This is a genomic window from Chloroflexia bacterium SDU3-3 (assembly GCA_009268125.1).
Lineage (GTDB): Bacteria > Chloroflexota > Chloroflexia > Chloroflexales > Roseiflexaceae > SDU3-3.
On the sequence record WBOU01000018.1, the window covers coordinates 40,401 to 59,651 of the forward strand.

A 19,251-nucleotide genomic window follows, 5' to 3' on the forward strand; every position below is an offset into this window, starting at 1 on the left:
TTCTACTCGGCCAGTGCGGTCTCGGCCAGCAGCCCTTGGGCCACGGCCTCGGCCACCACCTGCCGACCGAGGGCGGCCAGCGTCGCCGAGCCGCCTGCGATCAGGGGGTTGCGGGCCAGCACTTTGTCTGCGGTGATGCGGTGCTGCTGCCACGAGCCTCCCCCGGTGTGGTAGTTATGCAGCAGCGGCATCAGCCGATCTAGTGCGGTGGCGAACCGCGCCTCGGGTGTGGCCTGGGCCTCAAAGGTCTCCCATAGCGCCCGCAACTCGGCGGCTTGGTCGGCGGGTAGCAGCCCAAAGATGCGGTCGGCGGCGCGCTGCTCGCGCTCGGCTTTGTCCTGCGCGCCGACCGTATCGTATAAAAAGGTGTCGCCGGCGTCGATCTCCACGATATCGTGGATGAGCACCATCTTGATCACAAGCCCCACATCCACCGGCTCGTTGGCGTGTTCGCCCAGCACCATGGCCATCAGGGCCAGGTGCCAGCTGTGCTCGGCGCTGTTCTCATTCCGCTGGTCGGCGATCAGCCGGGTCTGGCGCAGGATGTGCTTGAGGTTGTCGATCTCAAGGATGAAGGCGAGCTGCTGGCTGAGCCGCTCGCTCGCGATCGCGAATGCCATAGGGGTTGCCTCATACAATAGCGGCGGGAGCCTAGGTGCCCCCGCCGCTATTGTACGCCACTTTTTCGCGCTGCCGCTAGTAGTGCCCCACCAGCTGCTCCAGCCCAAAGAGCGGGTCAGTCGGTGGCTCCAGGCGCAGCAGCGAGCGCATCAGGTCGATCTTGGCCTCGAACTTGGCCACCTCCGCCGAGCGCGCGGGCTGGCGGTCGAGCTTGGATGTGGCGTTGCTGACCGCCAGGATGCGCTGGGCCAGGTCGAGGATCGATGTGCCCTGCCCACTGCCGACATTGATCGGCGTGCCGATGATATCGGCGGTCGATGCGCGGATCAGCGCCTCCACCACCTGATCGACCCACACGAAGTCGATCAGCTGCTCGCCCCCGAACACCACGAGGTCGCGTCCCTCACGGGCGGCGGTGAGCCACAGCGGGATGACGCGGCCAAAGTCGCGCGAGCCATAGACGTTGGCCAGCCGCAGCACCGCCGTTTCCAGCCCGAAGGTGGTGTGGAACACCTTGGCGTACAGCTCGCCTGCGGCCTTGCTTGCGCCGTAGGTGTTCTTGGCATTCAGCGGGTGCTCCTCGCCAACAGGTAGATTCTGGGCCTCGCCATAGACCTCGCGCGAGGATGTGAAGACCACGCGCCGCACCCCAGCAGCCTGGGCCGCCTGCAGCACATTGAATGTGCCCACCACATTGGCCCCAAACGAGTAGCCCACATCGGTGACAGCGCCCATCACGTTGGACTGTGCGGCTAGATGGTACACCGTGTCGGCCCCGTCGAAGTGGCTGCGAAGCGCATCGCCATCGCGGATGTCGTGCTCGACCAGCTGGATCTGCGGGTTTCCCTGGTGTGCTGCTAGGTTTTCGGGCCGCCCGCGAAACAGATTGTCGAGCACGAGGATCTCGCCGACCTGATCACGGGCGAGCCGATCGATAAGATGGCTGCCGATAAAGCCTGCTCCCCCAGTGACAACAACTTTCATTGTTTCTCCATCCGCTACGTTTTGTCCCTGGGGCATCTTAGTTGGATATGCTGCTTTCGGCAAGCCAGCCGCGGTGGGTTAGGATCTCACCCAGGCGAACCCAGTCGCCGTGCTGGTAGGTGGCGATCTGCTCGCCGAGGCCATCGGCAAGCTGGCGCGCCTCAAGCAGGCCATTGAGCAGGAGGCGCTCGCCCATGAAGCGAGGGGTAGGCTGTGACTCACGCTCGATCCGGTCGAGAAATTGGATCAGCAGGATGGCTGGTAGCACAGGCGCGGGGATGACGTCGCCTCTGACCAGATCAAGCCCAACATGGTGCGCCCCTTTGGCGTGCTGAAGCACTTGGCGAAGCTCGCGCGGGGTGATGTAGCCCAGCTCGACGAGATATTCACCGATCTTGTAGGGCATGGCCGCTTGGATGAAGGGCGCATGTTGTGGCGGAAACCGGCTGATAGTGGCATGGAAGAGATCGAGAATGTCGTCGTGGAGCTTGTGCATGCGGTTATCGGTGATCATAAGGTGGCTCCTCGATCGTTATCGGCGGCGTTGCCGCACTCTCGGTTGAATGATTCTATTATAATGAGGAATGCCAGCCCGCGTTGTTGACATATGCATACCTTCTGTTGTGAAGCATATTTAATCGCGGTGGGATGCGGTTTGTTGTGGTTTAGGTTAGGCGATGTAACTGGCATGAGAATATCGATAGGTTTGTAAGGCATTAGAAAGACAAACTATACTTTATAGTAGCTATGTAAGTTATTATGTAAGATCTTGCTGGATTTTTTTGGCTCGCTCAGACCATGCACATCGAGAAGTTGAGAGAGGAATGTAATGTTTGAGTCATCTCGCCTGCGCTTTCGTGCCCCCATCGCTTCCGATCTGGTGTTACTCCATCAATGGTGGTCCGATCCCGAGATCATGCAATTTCAGACCACAGGCTTTATCCGGCTCAGCCGCGAGTCCACCAACATCGAGCTATTTGATCGCTGGTTTAGCGATACGGGGAATGATGTGGGCTTCATCATCACCCACCGCGAGAGCGGGGACGTGATGGGGTTCTGCAATCTGTGGGGGGCAAATCTCAAAAATCGCTCGGCTATGCTGGGCATCTTGCTGGGCAAGCCCTACTGGGGGCACGGCTTCGGCAGCGAGGCGCTTGCCCTGCTGCTCGCCTATGCCTTCACCGAGCTGAACATGCACCGGGTGGAGCTAGGTGTGTTTGCCTTCAACCAGCGGGCCATCCACGTGTACCAAAAGGCTGGCTTTCGCGAGGCTGGCCGCCGCCGCCAGACCCTCTTTCGCGCGGGGCAGTGGCATGACGAGGTGATCATGGATCTGCTGCAGGAGGAGTATATGGCCGTGCACGGCGTGGCGTAGTGCAGACACGACGATGGCCCTGGCGAAGATCTTCGCCAGGGCCATGTGTTTGGAAGTGGTAGTGTGATGTCGTCGATCAGTTGCACGAGGACACTTGGTAGAGCAACGTACTGTAATTGGCGAGCAAGCAGGCTGCGTTGGTGCTAGGATGAAGCAGGAACGTTGTGGTGATGATGCTTGCGCGTTTTGTACTAGTGCAACTGACAGAAGAATGATAGCACAGCCCGCCTACCTTGCCTATGCCATATAGGTCATATCTGGAGTATGCTACTAGGACTAGGGTTGAAGTAGTCCAAAAGTAGTGTTTCTGATCAAAAAATAAAAGCGCCAGCGGCTGGCAGGCCACTGGCGCTTGCTGATCAATGGGCGGCATGCCTAGAAGCGCACGAACATCCAGTTGTTCAACAGTTCGTTCACCTGATCGCGCGTGAGGATGCGGTCGTACACCAGTACCTCGCCAAAAGGGATGGCCTCGCCATTCTGGCGCATCATCGTCTGCACATACAGTGCCCGCGCCAGCTGGCTGGGCGAGAGCAGGCCCTGGTGCAGCAGCCACTCGCCCATGTGGTTGGGGGCGCGGTAGTGCGGCGAGAGCATGCGCTCGATGCCCTGGATGACCAAGGTGGCAGCCAAGCCATGGGCCGAGATGCCCATCTGCTGCACGAGCAAGTCGCCAAGCATCGGCGGCGGCAGGATGGACTTCCAGGTTTTTTGGATGTCGAGCGCCTCTTGGATCTGCTCGGGGTAGGCGTAGCCAAAACCATACAGGTATTGGCCGATCGTCGTGGCCTCCGACTTGAGCGGGATGCGGCGAATATTGTTCTGCAGCGGCGGCGCGATACGGTAGGTTTCCTTGAGCATATGCGCCGCATTGATCAGCACATGGGAAGGAAGTTGTTTTGATGTCAACACGCGCTCCTGATAGCTCGTTTTATCCAGTGTTAGTGAAAACGTTGCCATTGCGGACTCCTTCAGAACAATGCTACGGCGTGTTGGCGGTAAGCATGGTAGTAAATATATGGACAAGCTGCGGGTCGAAGTGTTGCCCCGCCTGCGACTGGATCTCTCGGAGCGCGGCCTCTTGCGACCATGCTTGCTTGTAGGGCCGGTGGTGGGTCAGCGCATCGTAGACATCGCAGACGGCGAAGAGCCGCGCGGCCAGCGGTATAGCGTTGCCTGCGATCCGCGCGGGGTACCCGGTGCCATCCCAGCGCTCGTGGTGGGCCGAGATCACGGCGAGCGCGGTCGAGGGCAAAAAGGCCAGCTCCTGCGCGAAGGTGAGGCCAATCTGCGGGTGCATTTGGATCAGGGCGAACTCCAGCGGGTTGAGCTTGCCTGGCTTCTGCAGGATGGCATCGGGGATGCCGATCTTGCCGATGTCGTGCAGGTAGGCACCCCAGCGAAGCGCCCGCAGCGCGTGTGCGTCGAGCCCGGCACGCCGCCCCAGCTGGATGGCGAGGTTGGTGACGCGGTCGGTATGTCCTTTCGTCTCGGCGTCGCGATGCTCGAGCGCCAGCCCAAGAGCGCGCAGCGATGCTTCGCGGGTCTGCCGTAGCGCCGACTCGCGGTCGAGGCGCGCCGTCAGGTGCGATAGCTCGCCAGCGATCAGCATCAGCATGGTGGCGTCTATCGTGCTCCAAGGCTGCGGATCGTAGCTGTACATCACCAGTGCCCCTGCGAGCAGGTGCATCTTGTCGTAGATAGGGGCGATGGCGATGCTGCTCACCCCAATCTGAGCCAGCGCATGGGCCTTTGGCTCGACCTGGGTATCATCGACGAAGATGACATTCGGCATGGTGCAGAGCGTCTGCCCAAGAATTGCATCGATCACTTGGCCGTGGATGAGAATGTGATCGATACCTGGCCGCGCAGGTGGCTGCCCCACATTGGCGCAGATCTGGAATGCGGTGTCGGTCTGTTCAAAGTACATTGCGCCATCGGCCTGCGCCAGCGTGATCAGATGATGGAGCAAAGGGATAATAGCGCTAGGCAGATCCGGTGCGCTGATTGCGATCCGGGTGAGCTCGGCGATAAGATTAGCCCGCTGATCGCGCAGCGCTGGCTCGATGTATGGGATCGCTTGGATTTGCTCATAACATGTACATGTGAAAGACATAGCCTGTGGCCCCACACATTTTCAGGCTCTACGCGGCTGCGTAACGATGCGTTGCTGTATGTCCGGTGCGTTGATATAGTACGTAATATTGCTACCAATGTATAACCGATCCGGTAGCGGCTTTTGTGCCCCCTAGATAGGCTCCTGTTGGCGTTTGTGCATTTATTCACTAGGGCAGAGCGTATATCAGCCTAAGCGCTGCGGCTGTTGTATGTTTCACGTACAAGCTGCAGCTACCCTATCGGTTGTGGGGACGCCTTGGTACCCTATATGCTCTACCTGCTGCTTCGCGATACCGCTAGGATCATGCGGTAGGGCTTGAGCGTGCGCTGCCCCGCATGCAAATGACGACCGACCGAGGTGTTTGGCTCCCGCGCTTGCTCGCCCTGTAGTTGTTGCCGGAGGCAGTAGCTACGGCCTATGACGCTTCTCTGCCATGGTGCTGCTTACACAGCAAACCATGCTCTTTTGGGTTCAAGCCGTATGCTAGGCATGAACGCGCTGGGCTTCTGCGCCTCAAGGCGAGCATCCGTAAATAGTTTGGGTGTAGAATAATCATACACCATCACTGGCCTTTTTTGTAGGGCCAAATGGGCGTATTCTGCCTTCTTTGTCAGATTTTGCGGGGGTGTAGTAGTGGGATGGAAACGATGAAGGGTGTTCTTGTTTCGATCAGGCGGTATATTTCTACCCACGAGGTATTGTAGCAAATTTCTAGTGCTCTATTTGCGTATGTTTAGGTCATATATTGTATCAATTCTTGGTAGATCGGCTGTTGGTCGATCGGCCAGGATGAGGTTCGCTACCACGGTGTATAGCTGGAGATTTTATGATGAGCGATGATCTCTACGATCAGGTGCGGCGGGCGGTGGTGCAGCTGCTGGGGCCTCGCCCTAGCCCCGAGCGCAGGCTGCAGCTGGCGCGCGAGCTACGCGCCCTGGCAGATCAGCAGGAGCGCATGGCGGCCCGCGAGGGCGGCGGGGCCGCGCCCGCCACCGCTGCACCCGCCGCTGCCGAGCGTGTGCCGGGGATGTACATCCGCATCGCCTACGACCCCGACCCACTTACCGGTGCGCGGCGGGTACGCTTCTCGATTGGCAAGCAGATCTGGTACGAGCTGGGCAGCCCCGAGCGGATTGATGCGCAGCGGGTGGGCGGCGAGATCTGGGTGGTCTCGGCGCTGTCGGGCAAGGTCGGCTACCAGCTGATGATGGGCGGGAGCCTGCCGAGCTGCATTGTGCCCGACAGCTCGCCGCTGGCGCAGCTGGGCCCTGGCCGCTACGCCATGCGCATGCGGGCAGGCGCGGCGGTGGTGGGCGAGCGGGTTGCCTAGCCCCTCCTGCCCACGGCTGCTATACGCCGATGTAGACGGTCTTGGTGCGCGTGTAGAACTCGACTGCGGCCTGGCCCTGCTCTTTGAAGGTGTTGGCGCTGGAGTGCTTGAAGCCGCCAAAGGGTGCCTGCAGCGCCAGCCCCGAGGTTGGCTCGTTCACCTTCACCACCCCGGCGTCAACGCCGCGCGCGAACTGCATCGCATAGGCCAGGTTGTTGGTGACGATCCCCGCCGCGAGGCCAAACCCGATGCCGTTGGCTTTCTCAAGCGCATCGTCGAAGCTGCGGGCGCGGATGATCCCGATCACTGGGCCGAAGATCTCTTCTTGGGCGATCTGCATTCCTGGGTCGACATAATCAAATACCGTCGGCTGAATAAAGAACCCCTCGCCTAGAGCTGGCGCACCCCCTGCGATCAGCTTTGCGCCCTCCTGCACACCGATTGCGATATAGTCGAGATCGGTCTGCAGCTGGGCCTCGCTCACGGCTGGCCCCATCTGGATGCCCTGAGCCATGCCATCGCCCACGCGCAGCGTGCGCGCGGCCTCGGCCAGCGCCTGGGCGAAGGCGTCGGCAATCCCATCCTCGACAATCACGCGGCTGGTGGCGGTGCAGGCCTGGCCAGTTAGGCCGAAGCCGCCTGTCACCGCCAGCGCGACCGCCCGGCTAATGTCGGCGTCATTCAGCACCACCAGCGGGTTTTTGCCCCCCATCTCCAGCTGCACGCGGGTGAGGTTGGCCACCGCCTTGGCGTAGATGCTGGTGCCGACCCGATGCGACCCGGTGAAGCTGACCCCCTGCACATGCGGGCTGGTGACGATCGCCTCGCCCACTGTGCTGCCATCGCCGACCACTAGGTTGAGCACACCGCTAGGCAGCCCGGCCTCGACCAAGATCTCCACGAGGCGCAGCGCGGTCTCGGGCACCTGCTGGGCTGGCTTGAACACCACGGTGTTGCCGTAGGCTAGGGCCGGCGCGATCTTCCACGCCGGAATAGCGATTGGGAAGTTCCAGGGCGTGATCAGGCCCACCACCCCGAGCGGCTCGCGCTGGGTGTAGAGCAGCTCCTCGCGCACATTGCCGGGGATCACGCTGTCGTGGCTGCGCCAGCCCTCGCCACCGTAGTAGCGGAAGATGTCGCGCGCACGGGTGACCTCGCCCTTGGCCTCGGCAAGGGTCTTACCCTCCTCGCGGGTAAGCGTGGCCGCGAGCATATCCATGCGCTCGGTGATCAGCTGGCTGGCGGTGTGCAGGATGGCCCCGCGCGCGGGCGCGGGCGTGCTGGCCCAGGCGGGGAATGCCGCCCGCGCTGCGGCGATGGCCTGATGGGCGTCGGCGCTAGTGGCAAGCGGGAAGGTGCCGAGCTGCTCGCCGCTGGCCGGGTTGGTGTTGGGGAAGGTTGCCCCATCCGATGCGGCGACCCACTCGCCGCCAATGTAGTTGTGAAACGCAGGCATGGCATAAATCCTGTTCGCTCCGAGGTGCGTAGTGCATGCGATTATACTCGTTCCCAAGGGCTGCTTATGCGATGTCGGCGCTGTAGCTTTGACATATGTTTGGGTAGGGTGGTTAAAGAGAGGTTGTCTATGCCCGCTATGCCAGAGCTCCCACCGATCAATGAGACCGCTGAACGTATACTGCAAGAGGCGTGGGTGCTGTTTCAGGCCAAGGGCTACCGTGGGGTCTCAGTCGATGAGATCTGCCAGCAGAGCAAGATAACCAAGCCCACGCTCTACTACTATTTTCGCAACAAAGAGGATCTGTACTTTCAAATGATGCTTCGCCGCTTGCGTGGCTACCGCACCATTCTTGAGCGCGATGCACCACTTGCGGATCGGCTTGAGCAGCTCTGCGCGCATATTCTCTCACAGTTTCGGGTCAGCGTGCAGACCATGCTGCGCGATATGGATCATATTCATGAGGAGAGCTATCGTGTGCTGTTGAATCAGGCTTTTCAGAGTGAGTTTCTGGTGCCGATCGCGCATGCCATGCAAGAAGGGATCGAAAGCGGGGTTCTGCGCCCTGGCTCAAGCGAGCTTTATGCCTGGCTGTACCTAGGCATTATCAATACGTTTGTTGGCGAGCCGCATTCGCCTGCTGCTGATGTATTGATCGATATGTTCTTTTGTGGTGTTGGCCAGTGGGATCGAGGAGCAGAGTAGAAGCTCTGAACTTGGCATAACGGCCATTGTGCACGAGGTACGCGGCCCGTTGTGGTTACTCATGCATCTTGGCGAATTTGCTCGATAGCAGCGTTGGGCTGAATATATACCAAGATGCCGAGGCAGTGTAGCTGCCTCGGCCTTTTGTTGAAAGAACCCAGGTAAGGAGGAAAATACGATAGATTTGGGGTTCTGAAAGGTTTTTAAGCCGCCGATGTTAGGCCGAAGCGCGGGTGGTGAAGGTGCCTTCTACCGCGGCTGCGTGGTAGGCAAGCGCTGCGCCGAGCGCGGCGGCCCGCCCGCCATATTTCATGTCGCTGAAGAACCGCGCGACGCGGGTCTCGCTGCCATTGTAGGCGCGCACATACCAGCCATAGGTGCGCTTTCGCGGGTGATCGATGCGCGAGATCCCGATCGGGCGGCCTAGAACGGCCCCGACCTGATCGGCGCGCACCCAGCGGCGCTGGCCCTCAACGAGCATTTCGGCGTAATCCCACGAGCCGTCGCGGGCGCGGCGCACCTGGAGCACAATGCCCCGCTGCCTGCCGGGCAGATCTACGACATCGCCGATCATCGGTGGTTGCGTGCGGATAAAGCGCCCCTGGCGTGGCTCGCCGCGCATGTTGCGATCGGCTAGCCGCTCGGCGGCACCCCTGGCGCGAGTGGTTGCTCGCTGTTCGGCTTCAATATGCCGAACCTCTTCTTCAGAGAGTTTTCGAATACGAGGCATAGGTTTATTCCGTTGGGACTACTTATATGAGATATTAACCATTATAACACGTTCGCGTTACCAAGATAGCACAGAACCCTAAAAATTATATGAGATTTTAATCTTTGCGCGTAACTCCTTTCGTGTGCGAGATAAGAAAGAGGTGAGCGGGTGCGCTTTTGGCGATGCGCGATAGGTTGGTAGGGTTGGGAAAAGTTGTTCCTAGAAGTTTCGATGGTCGAGTATAGCTGAAAACAATGCGGCTTCTGCCCCTAGCTGTTAGGGATTTTTCGTTGGGTTCCTCACATATCCAAAAATCTTCTAAGAAGCCGATGAGGATATTTTTGCCGCGATTGTGATATGACTGTTACTGGCTGCAGTTTGGATAGGCCGCCGGAGGATGGTTCTGCCAGCGCGCCGAGCAATAGTATTGTATTGACCGCAAAGTATCGGCTGAAGTTACGCAGTAAAGCGGCGATCTTTCCCGATCGCCGCTTTACCAGCATTCGTGATTCCAGAGAGCTAAAGCAGCTCGGCCTCCAGTGTGATCTTTAGGCCATTGCGCAGCAGGTTGGACACGGGGCACTGCTTCTCGGCCTCGTCGGCCAGGCGGGCGAATGCCTCGGCGTCAAGCCCTGGCACCTTGCCCTTGGTCACAAGGTGCATCGCGTTGATCGAGCCGTTGTCGAGCGTTATGGTGGCGCTGGTGGTGATGGTATCGGGCACGTGGCCTTGCTGGCTGAGGTAGTGCGAGAATGCCATGCTGAAACATGCCGCATGCGCTGCGGCGATCAGCTCTTCGGGGTTGGTGCCTTTGGCGTTTTCGAAGCGGGTGGCGAAGGTGAAGGGGGTCTCGTGTAGGACGCCGCTGGGCGCATCGATGATGCCCTTGCCATGGGGCAGATCGCCATGCCATGTGCCGCTTGCAGTTCGCTGGATAGGAGCCATTACGGTTTCTCCTCTATGGGCCATCCCTCTCGCGAAGATGGCAACGTTCATCGCCTTGCTACGTGTTTGTGGTTGGGATGGATGTATCTTGGTGCCTGAATAGATCGAGCAAGCAAGTAAAATAGCATAGATCTAGTTTGAAGGGGGTCTTGAGGATGCACGACACGCTGCTTCGCTCTATTGCGCGCCTACAGTCGCTTGGCCATCTGGTAGAACAGTCCAATGATGGATTCCTTATTCAGAACGCTCGGCAGCCCGATATTGGCCCAGAGAAGGTATCGCCTGAGCTGCTGGGCCTGTATGTGCGCATTGCCGAGATCGAGGCGATAACCTCTCTGGCGCGCGTGGCGGTGGCCGCATCGAGCCTTTCTTATGCCGAATAGATACCTATTGGCCCTGCCAGCGCGCAGCAGCCCCCGATCCCACAGGATCGGGGGCTGCTGCGTATTGGTGGCTACTTGGCGGTAGCCATGATCTCGATCCGCTCGGCTGCAACCGTGTTGTCGCTGCGCTGGCCGGAGGCCATAATGGATGTGCCTGCGGTGATGTCGGACAGGCTTGCGTCAGCCTGCTGGGTGACGGTGCCATCGCTGGCGAGCGTTACCGTGATGGTCTGGTTGTCCATAGTGGTGATGGTGATGCTGTCGCTTGATACCGATGCCACCGTGCCTACCACGCGGTCCTGCGGGCCATTGCCCGCCTGGGCGGTGCCGTTGGGCTGGGGCATGTCGCCCTGGCCGCCGCCGGGCCCGCCCTGGCCACGCGGGCCGCTGCCCGCCTGGGCGGTGCCGCTGGGCGCGGCCTGGCCGCCTGGCATCGCGTCGCTCATCACGCGCACCTGGGTGGCGGTGAGCGTGGTGCCGTCGAGCGTGCCCGATGCGCTCACATGCTTGCCGGTGGCGATGTCGGCTAGGGCGATGTTAGCCTGCTTGGAGATTGTGGTGGCGTCGCTGACGGTTATGGTGACGCTCTGCTGCTGCTGATCCTCGACTGTGATGGTGCTGCCGCTGATGGCGGTGACCTTGCCGACCGCGCCCATCATGCCCTGCCCGCCGGGGCCGCCGCGCCCGCCCGGCCCGCCGTTTCTGGCGGTCTGGCTGTCGCTTGGTGCGCTGGCCTGGCCGCCCTGCTGGCCGAGCGCGCTGGTCTGGCCGCCCTGCCGGGCTTGGCTCGTGTCGGCGGGGGCGCTTTGGGCGGCGGGGGCGCTCTGGGTGCTGCCGGTGGCCGCCGCTGTGCCGCATGCGCCGAGGGCGAGGGCGATGCCGCCAATGAATACGCTGCGCAGAAACCGATGTTTCATGGGTGAATCTTCCTTTTTGTTGTGCGCGCTCATGGCATGTCGCGCATCTGCAGTTGTGTTGCTTGGCTGCCAATGCGCTCTACAATACAGGATAGATGTTTAGCAGATGTTAGGATTTGTTTGGGATTTTTAGTATATAGGATGTGCTACAGCGGGGGATAGATATTTTTGGCCGATGTTTTATCTTTTGCGCGAGGTTGGTTGCAAGATCTGCACATATCATAGCGCCAATGGCTTCTTTTCTCGATGTATGATAGTATCGCTAGCCGAGAGTTTCGCTGGACCAAGAAAGCTTTTATCGGCAGCGCGATCGATGCAGAATCTCGCTTTTTGTTGAACTTGTTGAGGTGATATGTGAGCACATACGAAACATCGGCGGCACCCGCGCTCCACGGCGAGGCGGCGCGGCTCGCGTTTGGGGCGATCTTCACCGACCATATGGTGCTGCAGCGCGAGCGCGACATCCCGGTGTGGGGCTACGGCCCGGCCAGGAGCGCGGTCGAGGTGTCGTTTGGCGGGCTGGTGCGGCGTGGCCGCGTGGGCGCGGATGGCCGCTGGGCGGTGCGCCTGAACCCCGGCGCGGCTAGCGCCGAGGGGCGGCGGCTGGCGGTGCGGCTGGTGGCCAGCGGCCAGGCGGCGGCGCTGGAGGATGTGCTGGTGGGCGATGTGTGGTTCTGCTCCGGCCAGTCGAATATGGAGCTGGGCCTGGCATCCGCCGCCGACAGCGAGCGCGAGGTGGCGGGGGCCGATTTCCCGCTTATCCGCCTGTTCCTGATCCACAAGACCTCGGCCCCGGCGCCGGTGCGCACGCTGGATGCGCGCTGGAAGCTCTGCACGCCCGAGGCGGTGGCCGAGCATGGCTGGGGTGGCTTCTCGGCGGTGGGCTACCACTTCGGGCGGCGCATCCACCAGCAGCTGGGCGTGCCGGTGGGTCTCATCCAGGCGGCCTACGGTGGCAGCAAGGTGCAGCCGTTTATCGACCCGGCCTGCATGGCGGGCGACCCGGTGCTGGAGGCCTACCGCCAGGAGATCGCCGAGGCCGACGAGCAGTGGCGCGCGGCGCTGGCGCAGGCCGGGCTGCCCGCGCCTGAAGAGGCGGGAGCGCCAGGGATGGAGCTGCACCCCTTCGCGCCCTTCGACCAGTGGGACACGCTCAAGCCCGCATCGGCGTGGAACGCGATGGTGCACCCGCTGCTGCCGTTTGCGGTGCGCGGGGTGCTGTGGTACCAGGGCGAGTCGGACGTAGGGCTGGCCGACACCTACGAGCTGAAGATGCGGGCGTTGATCGCCGGGTTCCGCCACTCATTTGGCTCGCAGCGCACGCCGGTCTACTTTGCGCAGATCGCGCCGTGGGCCTACGATGGCAACAGCTGGCAGCTGCTGGAGCTGTGGCAGGCCCAGTATGCGGCGGCGCGCGCCCCGCTGAGCGGGATCGTGACGACGGTGGACGTGGGCGATATGGATGACATCCACCCCACCAACAAGCGCCCGGTGGGCGAGCGGTTCGCCGCGCTGGCGCTGGCCAAGACCTATGGCCGCGCCGACGTGCCTGCGGGCGGGCCGGAGCTGCGCTCGGTGCGCTTCCGGCGGGGCGGGGCTGTGCTGCGCTTTAGCACCTTCCAGGGCGCGGGGCTGCGCACCGCCGACGGCGCGGCCCCGCTGGGCTTCGAGCTGGCGGGGGCGGATGGCGTGTTCCACCCGGCCCAGGGCGCGCTGGAAGGCGAGACGGTGGTGCTGTCGTGTCTCGACCTGGCGCTGCCCAGCCGCGTGCGCCACGCGTGGCAGGTGGGCGTGACGCCGAACCTGACGGACGAGAGCGGCGTGCCTGCCCTGCCCTTCTCGCGCTAGCCGCTGGCCTGCGCGAACCCCCGGCCCACGACCCCGAGGCGCTGTGCAGCGCCTCGGGGTCGCTGCGTTATGGCAGCAGCACCAGCCGCTGGCGCGAGTCGCCAGCCTGCGCCCACACCTCACCCACCTCGGACAGCGGCGCGGTGCGGGTGGCGACTGTGAGCTGGCCGGATGCTGCCAGGTCGAGGAACTGCGGGACCGCCGCGAGGATCTGCTCGCGGGGGATGGTGCCCATGCCGCTGCCGGAGATCTCCAGCCCCGAGCTGCGCAGCACGGCGGCGGGCAGGCTGATGGTGGGGCCTGCCATGCTGCCGACCTCGACCAGGCGAACGCGCGGGGCGTGGTGTGCGAGGCCACGGCGCGTGATCGCCTCGATGGCGGCCTCGGCGGGCGCACCCCATAGGTAGTCGATGATCACGTGGATGCCCTGCGCGCCCGCCTCGGCGATGGCCTGCACCAGCGCGGGGCGCGGCTGGTCCAGGCTGATCACCGCGTCGGCCCCCAGGGCGGGCAGCTGGGCCAGGGCCTGCGGGTCACGGCCTGCGGCGATCACGCGGCCTGCGCCCATCAGCTTGGCCAGCTGCACTGCCAGCCTGCCGCTTGCGCCCGTCGCGCCCAGCACCAGCACCGTCTCACCCTGGGCGAGCTGGCCGCGCTGGCGCAGCGCGAGCCAGGCCGAAAGGCCGGGGTTGAAGATCGCGGCGGCGGTGGCGTCGTCGAGCGTGTCGGGCAGGGGCAGGCACATCTGGCGCGGGGCGGCGGCCAGCTCGGCCAGCGTGCCGTAGGGGTCGCGCACCAGGCCGAAGTAGACACGGGTGCCGTCGTCGAGCTGGCCCACGCCGTCGACGCCTGGGATCTGGGGGAAGACCGCCGTGCTGCCATAGTGCTGGCCGCTGGCCAGGCCGCGCACGATCGGGTGGACCCCGGCGGCGCGCACGTGGATCAGGGTTTCGTGCGGCTGGGGAGTGGGGTCGGCGATCTCCTCGTAGGCGGGGGGCTGGGTGAAGCTGTGGATCACTGCTGCTTTCATTGGTGCGCTCCTGCTATGCTTGTGTGGGGCCTAGCATAGCGCGGCGGCGGGCCTGCGGCGCTCGCCAAAAGGATGGCGGTGGGGATGGTGTTTGGGGCTTGGCCTGCCGCCCCCGGCGCATCAGCCGGGCGGCTCGGGCAGGCGCTGCCGCAGGCTCCAGGCCACGGCCTCGCCCCGCGTGCGCACGCCGATCTTCTGGTAGAGGTGGGCGATGTGCCACTTGATCGTGCTGGTGGCCAAAAAGAGCTGGGCGGCGATGGCCGCATTCGACATGCCTTTGGCCAGCAGCTGGAGGATCTGCTGCTCGCGTGGCGAGAGCGGCTCGTGGCTGGGCGGCGCGGCGGCCCCGGCCTGCCCCAGCAGGCGCAGGGCGAAGCTGCGGGCGGCTCGCGGCGTGTTGGCGAGGGCGGCGTAGCCCGCCAGCAGCACGAGCAGCGGCTGGCCCTCGTCGAGGAAGGTGCGCATGGCCTGCTCGGGGGCGGCCATGGCCAGCGCGCGGCCCAGGTGGGCGGTCGCGTCATTGTCGTTGCCCTGGGCGTGGGCGGCTAGGGCCAGCAGGGCCATGGCCTCGATGGCGGCGGCGGCGCGGCCCGCCGCCTGGGCGCTGGCCAGCACCTGTTGCAGCAGGGCTGCGGCCTCGGCGTAGCGGCCCTGGTCCAGCCGCACCCGCGCCAGCGTGAGATCGCTAAAGGCGCTGAGCGCCGAGGCAGCCCCGCTCGCCTCGGATTGGTAGCGGTCGGCCCAGCGTGTGGCGCTGGGCAGCTCGCCCCAGCGGCAGTCGAGCCGCGCGCGCAGGGCCTGGATCTGCCAGGCGGTGTGGGGCGTCACTCGCTGCTCGTAGACCCAGCGCTCGATGGCGGCGAGTGTGTCATAGGCGCGGCCTTTGTTGCCGCGCTGGCTGTGGATGCGGGCTAGGGTGATGTAGCCATCCACCATGATCTCGGGGTGCTGGATGTGGGGGGCGGCTAGCCCGCGCTCGATGTGCTCCAGCGCTCGCTCGGGCTGGTCCCACTCGTGGTAGATCGTGCCCAGCCGCAGCAGCGCCCAGCTGGTGTAGCCTGCGGCGTTGCCCGCATCCGCCATGAGCTGGATAGCCTCGTGGCAGCTGCGCTCGGCCTGGCGCAGGCGGCCCTGGGAAAGCTCTTTGATGATGCGGTTGTCGAGCGCGAAGGCGGCGATCAGCAAGTTGCCGTGCCCCAGGCTGCGGTGCGCTACCTCGCTCATGCGGCGGGCGGCTTCGTCGGGGGCATCCTGCATGGTTAGCTGGGTGGTGCTAACAATGATTGTGGCGATGTCGATCAGCAGATGCTCGTGGGGCGGCAGCCGTCGCAGCGCCTCGCGGGCTATCTGGTGCGCGGCCTCCATCTGGCCGCCCTGGATCAGGTCGCTGAAGGCGCGGATGGCCGCGCCGTGGCCGCGCAGCTGTGGCGGGATGGCGCTGGGCTGGAGCGCGGGCTGCTGGAGCAGCTGGGTGGCGCGGGTGTTTTCGCCGCGCATGAACAGGGCCAGCGCGACATAGATGGCCAGCAGCGGGTGTTTGGCCTGGGCCTGATTGTCCAGCGCATCCCACCAGCCGATCAGGTCGGCCAGCGCGCCGCTTTGCAGCGCGCCTGGGGCCTCGGCCTGGGCCAGCGCGGCGGCCAGTGCCGGGTCGTGCCCGTCGAGCGCGTGGCGGATGCCGCTGCGGCGGTCGCCGTGCTGGCCGTGCCAGCGGGCGGCGCGCTGGTGGCACGCGGCCAGCAGATCGGGGGTGCGGGCCAGCAGATCGCGCAGCATGTCGGCCAGCAGGTGGTGGTAGCGGAACCAGCGCCGCTCGCTGTCGAGCGTGCTGGTGAACAGGCCGCGCCGCTCAAGTGTGTCGAGCATGGCCTGGGCCTCCCCGGGCTGCGCGGTCTGCGCTACGGCGTCGCCGAGCGGGCCGCAGACCTGATCGAGGATGGATGTGCGCAGCAGAAAATCGCGCGTGGTGGTGGGCAGATCGGCCACTACCGTCTCCATGAGGTAGTCGCCAATATAGCCGCCGCTGCTGCCCAGCGTGGCCAGGGCCATGGCGGGCGTGGCGGCGGTAGCCAGTGCCAGGCTGGCCAGCTGCACCCCGGCGGCCCAGCCCTCGATCTGCTCTTCTAGCGCGGCGAGCTGGGCCTCATCCAGGTGGGTGCTGGCGGCGCTGGCCAGCAGCTGGCGCGACTCGGCAGGGGTGAGGCGCAGCGCCGCGTGGCCTAGCTCGGCCACCTGCCCGTGGGCGCGCAGCCGCGCCAGGGGTATGTCGGGGGCGCTGCGGCTAGCGATGGCCACCCGCAGGCTGGCGGGCATATGCTGGATGAGGAAGAGCAGCCCCTCGCTGATGACGGGGCTATCGGCCATGTGGTAGTCGTCTAGGGCCAGCAGGATGTGGCCGGGGTGCTCGGCCAGCGCGTTGATCAGCGGGGCGAGAAAGCCCTGCGGCGGCGCGTGCGGGGCGCGGCGCAGCGCGGCGGCGGCCTGGGCGGTGTGGCCGGGGGCGGCCCGCTCGATGCTGGCCAGCACGTGCCGCCAGAACTGCGCAGGCTCGCGGTTGCCCTGGCCGATGCTCAGCCATGCGATGCCCCAGCCCCGCCACTGGTAGTGCAGGCATGCGTCGGCCAGCAGCGTGGTCTTGCCAAAGCCCGCTGGGGCGATGATCAGGGCGCAGGGGCTGCGCAGCGCCGCCGTGAGCTGCTGGATGAGCGCCGGGCGCGGCAGCAGCGCCTGGGGCGGCTGCGGGATGGCCAGTCGGGTGTGGATGATCGCGCTCTCCGGCATGGGTGGGGCCGTGGCCGTGCTAGCGCTGAGGGCGGCGGCGACCGTGCGCATGTGCTGGGGGCTGAGGTCTTGGCTGCGGCCAAGGTAGCGTTTGCGCAGCCGGCCCTGGCTGCGGCGGTAGGCGTACCAGTAGCGCCCGCCCGCCCGCTCTTCGTGGCGGGCGGTGAAGCTGCCGCCTGCGTCGCGGTAGCTGAAGTGCTGGGCGCTTTCCAACCAGGTGTACCAATCCGGGCTGCCAAGCGCGATTGGCACGGCGCTGGGGTCGGGGTGGCATTGGCTCTGGGTAACATAGGGATAGCGGGCCATGGCACTGCCTTTGCGATAGGGGGCGATTGTGGTGTGGGTATCTTAGCAGAGATCTGGGTAACTTTGGGGTGCGAAGATTGGCTGGTTTTCTGCATCGATGTGCGTATTGACAGCCCATGCCTGCCCTTTTATGATGATGTTGTCAAGTTTCCTGCGCAAGTTTATCCTGTTTATACATCTGCACCCACCGTGGCCTGTTTTTCGCAGTGCGGCGGGCAGGATGTGGTAGACTGCGGAACGCCATGATGGCCGGTACTGTACAGATTCTTGGAGGGATAAGATGAGGCATCGTTTTGTGAGCGCCGTGCTGCTCGCCAGCATCGCGCTGCTGAGCGCGTGCGGCGGCACGGCCAGCGCGCCCGCCGCCAGCACCGCCGCGCCAGCGGCCCCGGCCACCGCCGCGCCCGTCGCTACCGAGGCGGCCAGTGCGCCCGCCGCCACCGAGGCGGCCAGCGCGCCCGCCGGTGATGCCACCGCCGCGCCCGCCGCCAGCGGTGAGCAGGTGACGATCACCTGGGGCTTCTGGGGCAGCCCCGAGGAGAAGGCCAGCCACGAGCGTGTGGCCGCCGAGTTTGAAAAGACCCACCCCAACATCAAGGTTGCGATCTGGCACCAGCCCTGGGATGACTACTTCACCAAGCTGAAGACGCTGTGGGCGGGCGGCGACCCCAGCCAGATCCCCGATGTGCTGTTCCTGTGGCCCACGCCCAGCTATGCCGCCAACGGCGTGCTGGAGGATCTGACGCCATATATCGAGAAGAGCGGCTACGACCTGAGCGACTACTGGCCCGCGCTGCTGGAGTCCTCCAGCTACCAGGGCAAGGTCTACGGCTTCCCGCGCGACATCGACGTGGAGGCGCTCTACTATAACAAGAAGATCTTCGACGAGGCGGGCGTGGCCTACCCCACCGACTCGTGGACGTGGGACGACCTGCGCGCCGCCGCCCAGAAGCTGAGCGTGGTGGAGGCCAATGGCCGCGTGCAGCGCTACGGCCTAGCTATCGAGGCGGGCAAGTGGTCGCTGTGGGTCAACCAGAACAAGGGGCAGATCTTGGACGACCTGCGCAACCCCAGCGCCTGCAAGCTGACCGACCCTGCCGCCCAGGATGCCATTGGCTTCTTCAGCGGCCTGCTGAATGACAAGCTGGCGATGCGCGACGCCGACCTGAGCCAGGCGGGCGGCGACGCTGCGGTGTTTCAGGCCGGTCAGGCCGCCATGATCATCCAGAACTCCAGCCGCGTCTCGGCGTTTAACACGGCGGGGCTGGACTACGACGTGGCGGCGCTGCCCATCCCCAAGGGCGGCCAGCGCGCCGCCAGTGCTGGCGGGGCCGCGTGGGTGATGAGCGCCCAGAGCCAGCACAAAAATGCGGCCTGGGAGTTCCTCAGCTGGCTGCAGAGCAAGGACGGCGGCGAGAAGCTTTACACCGAGGCGGGCGAAATCTTCCCGGCGCTGCAGTCGGTGGCCAAGTCCGAGGCCTTCCTGAAGTCGGGCCAGCCCCCGGCGAACCGCCAAGCCTTCCTGACCGAGGGCGAGAGCGCCAAGGTGGGCCGGTTTGGCTACTTCCCCGACTGGGATGAGCTGAGCGGCTCGGTGATCGACGCAGGGCTGCAGCCGATCTGGGCGGGCGAGGCCCAGCCAGCCGATGTGCTGCCCGCGCTCTGCCAGCAGGTAGATGCCTTCTTGAAGAGCAAGGGCTACCCCAAGGCCCAGTAGCCGCTGGTCTTCAACCTGCATA

General features: G+C 64.2%; 17 protein-coding genes. 6 read left to right on the forward strand and 11 right to left on the reverse strand.

From position 1 onward, the window contains the following. Positions 1-2: 2 nt before the first annotated feature. The 3 genes from F8S13_22860 to F8S13_22870 all read right to left on the reverse strand — a co-directional run bounded on the left by F8S13_22860 (position 3) and on the right by F8S13_22870 (position 2,119). The gene (locus tag F8S13_22860) at positions 3-620 is read right to left on the reverse strand and encodes an HD domain-containing protein (protein ID KAB8140594.1); all 618 of its coding nucleotides are present in this window, start codon (positions 618-620) and stop codon (positions 3-5) included. A gap of 76 nt (positions 621-696) precedes the next feature. After that, positions 697-1,641: an NAD-dependent epimerase/dehydratase family protein gene (locus tag F8S13_22865; GenBank protein KAB8140595.1), complete on the reverse strand. Its 945-nt coding sequence runs from the start codon at positions 1,639-1,641 to the stop codon at positions 697-699. Position 1,642: 1 nt separating this feature from the next. Beyond that, entirely contained in the window at positions 1,643-2,119 is a 477-nt protein-coding gene (locus F8S13_22870; protein KAB8140596.1) for a hypothetical protein, read from the reverse strand. Positions 2,120-2,434: 315 nt separating this feature from the next. On the opposite strand from F8S13_22870, the gene F8S13_22875 reads away from it, so the two are divergent. Continuing rightward, positions 2,435-2,980, forward strand: coding sequence for a GNAT family N-acetyltransferase (locus F8S13_22875; protein ID KAB8140597.1), 546 nt, complete (start codon positions 2,435-2,437; stop codon positions 2,978-2,980). Between the two features lie 375 nt (positions 2,981-3,355). Here F8S13_22875 and F8S13_22880 read toward each other — a convergent pair whose 3' ends face one another. After that, the gene (locus F8S13_22880) at positions 3,356-3,889 is read right to left on the reverse strand and encodes a hypothetical protein (GenBank protein KAB8140598.1); all 534 of its coding nucleotides are present in this window, start codon (positions 3,887-3,889) and stop codon (positions 3,356-3,358) included. A 73-nt stretch (positions 3,890-3,962) separates the two neighbouring features. After that, positions 3,963-5,096, reverse strand: coding sequence for an HD-GYP domain-containing protein (locus F8S13_22885; GenBank protein ID KAB8140599.1), 1,134 nt, complete (start codon positions 5,094-5,096; stop codon positions 3,963-3,965). An 832-nt stretch (positions 5,097-5,928) separates the two neighbouring features. Here F8S13_22885 and F8S13_22890 point away from each other — a divergent pair. Next, positions 5,929-6,429, forward strand: coding sequence for a hypothetical protein (locus F8S13_22890; GenBank protein KAB8140600.1), 501 nt, complete (start codon positions 5,929-5,931; stop codon positions 6,427-6,429). Positions 6,430-6,448: 19 nt separating this feature from the next. Here the strand turns inward: F8S13_22890 and F8S13_22895 are convergent, their stop codons facing one another. Beyond that, positions 6,449-7,885 carry an aldehyde dehydrogenase family protein gene (locus tag F8S13_22895; protein KAB8140601.1) on the reverse strand — a complete coding sequence of 479 codons (1,437 nt, stop codon included), beginning with the start codon at positions 7,883-7,885 and terminating at the stop codon, positions 6,449-6,451. Positions 7,886-7,951: 66 nt separating this feature from the next. On the opposite strand from F8S13_22895, the gene F8S13_22900 reads away from it, so the two are divergent. Continuing rightward, positions 7,952-8,590 (forward strand): TetR/AcrR family transcriptional regulator, encoded by a 639-nt coding sequence (locus F8S13_22900; GenBank protein ID KAB8140602.1) that lies wholly within the window; start codon positions 7,952-7,954, stop codon positions 8,588-8,590. Between the two features lie 217 nt (positions 8,591-8,807). Here F8S13_22900 and F8S13_22905 read toward each other — a convergent pair whose 3' ends face one another. Both F8S13_22905 and F8S13_22910 read right to left on the reverse strand, forming a co-directional pair. Then, positions 8,808-9,164, reverse strand: coding sequence for a hypothetical protein (locus F8S13_22905; GenBank protein ID KAB8140603.1), 357 nt, complete (start codon positions 9,162-9,164; stop codon positions 8,808-8,810). Between the two features lie 657 nt (positions 9,165-9,821). Beyond that, a complete protein-coding gene (locus tag F8S13_22910) occupies positions 9,822-10,247 on the reverse strand; it encodes an OsmC family protein (protein KAB8140604.1) in 426 nt (141 codons plus the stop codon). A 155-nt stretch (positions 10,248-10,402) separates the two neighbouring features. Here F8S13_22910 and F8S13_22915 point away from each other — a divergent pair, with 155 nt between their 5' ends. Next, positions 10,403-10,630, forward strand: a complete 228-nt coding sequence (locus F8S13_22915) for a hypothetical protein (GenBank protein ID KAB8140605.1) — start codon at positions 10,403-10,405, stop codon at positions 10,628-10,630. A gap of 71 nt (positions 10,631-10,701) precedes the next feature. Here F8S13_22915 and F8S13_22920 read toward each other — a convergent pair whose 3' ends face one another. Further along, positions 10,702-11,547 carry a hypothetical protein gene (locus F8S13_22920; GenBank protein ID KAB8140606.1) on the reverse strand — a complete coding sequence of 282 codons (846 nt, stop codon included), beginning with the start codon at positions 11,545-11,547 and terminating at the stop codon, positions 10,702-10,704. Positions 11,548-11,901: 354 nt separating this feature from the next. Between F8S13_22920 and F8S13_22925 the strand changes: the two genes are divergently transcribed. Beyond that, the gene (locus F8S13_22925) at positions 11,902-13,395 is read left to right on the forward strand and encodes a sialate O-acetylesterase (protein ID KAB8140607.1); all 1,494 of its coding nucleotides are present in this window, start codon (positions 11,902-11,904) and stop codon (positions 13,393-13,395) included. Positions 13,396-13,462: 67 nt separating this feature from the next. On the opposite strand, the gene F8S13_22930 is transcribed toward F8S13_22925, so the two are convergent. Together F8S13_22930 and F8S13_22935 are read right to left on the reverse strand one after the other, a co-directional pair. Next, the gene (locus F8S13_22930; protein ID KAB8140608.1) at positions 13,463-14,425 is read right to left on the reverse strand and encodes a zinc-binding alcohol dehydrogenase family protein; all 963 of its coding nucleotides are present in this window, start codon (positions 14,423-14,425) and stop codon (positions 13,463-13,465) included. 120 nt (positions 14,426-14,545) lie between these two features. Continuing rightward, positions 14,546-17,512, reverse strand: a complete 2,967-nt coding sequence (locus F8S13_22935; protein ID KAB8140609.1) for a hypothetical protein — start codon at positions 17,510-17,512, stop codon at positions 14,546-14,548. A gap of 280 nt (positions 17,513-17,792) precedes the next feature. Here F8S13_22935 and F8S13_22940 point away from each other — a divergent pair, with 280 nt between their 5' ends. After that, a complete protein-coding gene (locus F8S13_22940; GenBank protein ID KAB8140610.1) occupies positions 17,793-19,229 on the forward strand; it encodes a sugar ABC transporter substrate-binding protein in 1,437 nt (478 codons plus the stop codon). Positions 19,230-19,251: the final 22 nt, after the last annotated feature.